At 58.0% G+C, this 2357-nt stretch carries 3 protein-coding genes; 1 reads left to right on the top strand and 2 read right to left on the bottom strand.

All coding sequences use genetic code 11. The features are described from left to right. Nucleotides 1-32 precede the first annotated feature (32 nt). Nucleotides 33-557, top strand: a complete 525-nt coding sequence (gene purE, locus JX360_RS17205; RefSeq protein ID WP_244353444.1) for a 5-(carboxyamino)imidazole ribonucleotide mutase — start codon at nucleotides 33-35, stop codon at nucleotides 555-557. Nucleotides 558-578: 21 nt separating this feature from the next. Here purE and JX360_RS17200 read toward each other — a convergent pair whose 3' ends face one another. Continuing rightward, nucleotides 579-1382, bottom strand: coding sequence for a class I SAM-dependent methyltransferase (locus tag JX360_RS17200; RefSeq protein WP_244353443.1), 804 nt, complete (start codon nucleotides 1380-1382; stop codon nucleotides 579-581). Nucleotides 1383-1509: 127 nt separating this feature from the next. After that, nucleotides 1510-2304: a photosystem II manganese-stabilizing polypeptide gene (locus JX360_RS17195; RefSeq protein ID WP_244353442.1), complete on the bottom strand. Its 795-nt coding sequence runs from the start codon at nucleotides 2302-2304 to the stop codon at nucleotides 1510-1512. Nucleotides 2305-2357 lie beyond the last annotated feature (53 nt).

Below are 2357 nucleotides of genomic sequence, written 5' to 3'. Positions count from 1 at the left end.
ATGATGGATCGGCTACAACGGGCCAGCACGCCATGGAATCCTCCTCTCCCCTGATTGCGATTGTCATGGGCAGCGATTCGGATTTGCCGACAATGGCGGCGGCGGCCCAAGTGTGTGAACAGTTCGGCATTCCCTATCAACTGCAGATCCTCAGCGCTCACCGCACCCCAGAGGCGATGCTGGAGTTTGCCCGCTCCGCCCATACCCAAGGGATCCGCGTGATCATCGCTGGAGCCGGAGGGGCGGCCCATTTGCCGGGGATGGTGGCGGCCTTAACCCCGCTGCCGGTGGTGGGCGTACCGGTGGCAAGCCAACACCTGCAAGGGTTGGATTCCCTCTACTCAATTGTGCAAATGCCACGCGGGATCCCGGTAGCCACCGTTGCCATCGGCAACGGACACAATGCCGGGTTGCTGGCGGTCCAGATTTTGGCCTGCGGGGATCCCGAACTCTTGCAGCAGGTGATCGCCTATCGAGAAAGCCTCAAACAGTCGGTGCAAGAGAAAAATGTCCAGTTGCACGCCCGAGGCTGGAAAGACTATCTGGCCAACCTGTGAAGAGACCGGAGACAGGGATCCCTACCAACGGGCCAGGAGCATCTGAAACTGGCTTTCCCCCAGAAGGGTGACCTGCGGGTCAGGATAGGTGTCTCGAAACCACTCCCGAAATTGGCGGATGGCAACCGTGAAAATCTCTTCCGGGATCTGCCAAGAGGCACTGTAGGAACGCTGCGCATACCAATCAAAGACTGCCTGGGCACGGATCGCTGTTGGCCATTCCGCGGCCACCACCCGCTCTAATCGGGCACCCTCAGCCTGCAGGTACTGCTCCACCTCCTCAGTACTAGCCCCCACCCGTTGGGATGCAAAGCCCAGCTCCGCCAAGATCTCTGTCCAGCGAGGCTCAAACTCACCGCGGGCGCTCACCACCCGATCCCCATAGCCGTAGAGATAGACTCCCCCCGGCCTTAACACGCGGCGAATCTCGCCAATCACCTGTTGCCACTCCCGAATTAAATGCAGCACATGCACCGTGATGGCCACATCAAAGCACGCCTCCCCAAAGGGCAAGGCGGTTGCATCAGCCATCTGAACGGACACCTGCGGCGGTATCTGACCCAGTCTTTCCCGTAACTTGCGCCGCAACTCCGCCAACATCTGTTCAGAAATATCGATGCCGGAATAGGCATAGCCGCGGCGGATCAAGGGCAAAGCGATACGCCCTGTGCCAATACCCACCTCCAGAAAATGGGTATCCTGGGTGGCCCCCACCGCAGCCACGATCGCATCGGCAATCTCCTCATCCACACCGGCGGGAAAGCCGCGGGTCGCATCGTAAAAGCCTGCCGCTCGATCAAAACAGACGCTGTGGGATTGCACCATCCCTGCGCGCTCCTATTCCCCTCAAACAAAACAACGGGCCAAGACCACTTGGATCCCAGCCCATCTTAGAACAACAAGTATGGATGGCTTGTTTGCTGGTTCTTAACCTCAATCAGGGATCGCCAACTTAGGCATCTTCTGCCAAGCGGGCATAAAACAGGCCCTGAATGCGAACCGTGTGGGGTTCCATCGCCCCCTGCTCCGTGCTAGAGGGCTGAATGCTAACAAAGGATCCCGCCATTTCTCCAGTGCTGGGATCCACACGGGCAATGCGCAGGGACATTTTCCCCTCCGAGACTTCATCCACCTTGCGGTTGGTGGCAAATTCATCCTTGGCGGCCTGCAACCCTACAGCCGTGTCGTAGCCGGTGTTGGAGCCCCGTCCCCGCGGATCCAGGAAAGAGCTACTGTGGTAACCGGGTACCAAGAACTCCCCTTCAAAATCCGTGGAGGGGTCGATGGCAGAGCCCTGGGCTGTGGCCACCAAATCTTTCACACTAAACAGCAGCGGCACCAGTTCGCGGCGAGGCATTTGGCCGGTTGTCGGTTGAAAGGTGATCCCATCCACCACCTTGAGCTGCAAGCCCCCATTTTTGGGGGTCACTTCTGCCTTGATGGGCCCCAAGGTGGCGGCGGAGATGAGAATGTTTTTGGCTTTGATAAACTCTTTCTCGCCGTTGCGCTTTTCCTCTTCCACCTCAATTTGCACCGGCTGGAAGCAAACGTCGGTTAGCTTCAAGGATCCCCCACTGGGTATTTCGATGCGCCCTCTAGAACTGTCGGAGACCGAAGGACAAATAGCCGCCTTACCGGTGTTGCGGATCTGGTCATAGGTCAGTGGAGCCTTGGCAGCCTCAGCCGGAAAGGCGAAGACGCTCAAACAAAGCGCCAACAAAATGGCGAGCAGTGGACGATACCGCATGGTCGAACCTCGAAAAACCTTTTTTGAATCTGAACGCTGCTGGGGAAAACAAG

The sequence above is a fragment of the Thermostichus vulcanus str. 'Rupite' genome, assembly GCF_022848905.1.
Classification (GTDB): domain Bacteria; phylum Cyanobacteriota; class Cyanobacteriia; order Thermostichales; family Thermostichaceae; genus Thermostichus; species Thermostichus vulcanus_A.
The sequence above is the reverse complement of the archived record's forward strand: the minus strand, read 5'-3'. Positions and strand labels throughout refer to the sequence as shown.

Excerpts from the sequence above, each read along its gene's own strand:
- purE (WP_244353444.1), top strand. The coding sequence starts at position 33 with ATGGAATCCTCCTCTCCCCTGATTGCGATTGTCATGGGCAGCGATTCG.
- JX360_RS17200 (WP_244353443.1), bottom strand. The coding sequence starts at position 1,382 with ATGGTGCAATCCCACAGCGTCTGTTTTGATCGAGCGGCAGGCTTTTAC.
- JX360_RS17195 (WP_244353442.1), bottom strand. The coding sequence starts at position 2,304 with ATGCGGTATCGTCCACTGCTCGCCATTTTGTTGGCGCTTTGTTTGAGC.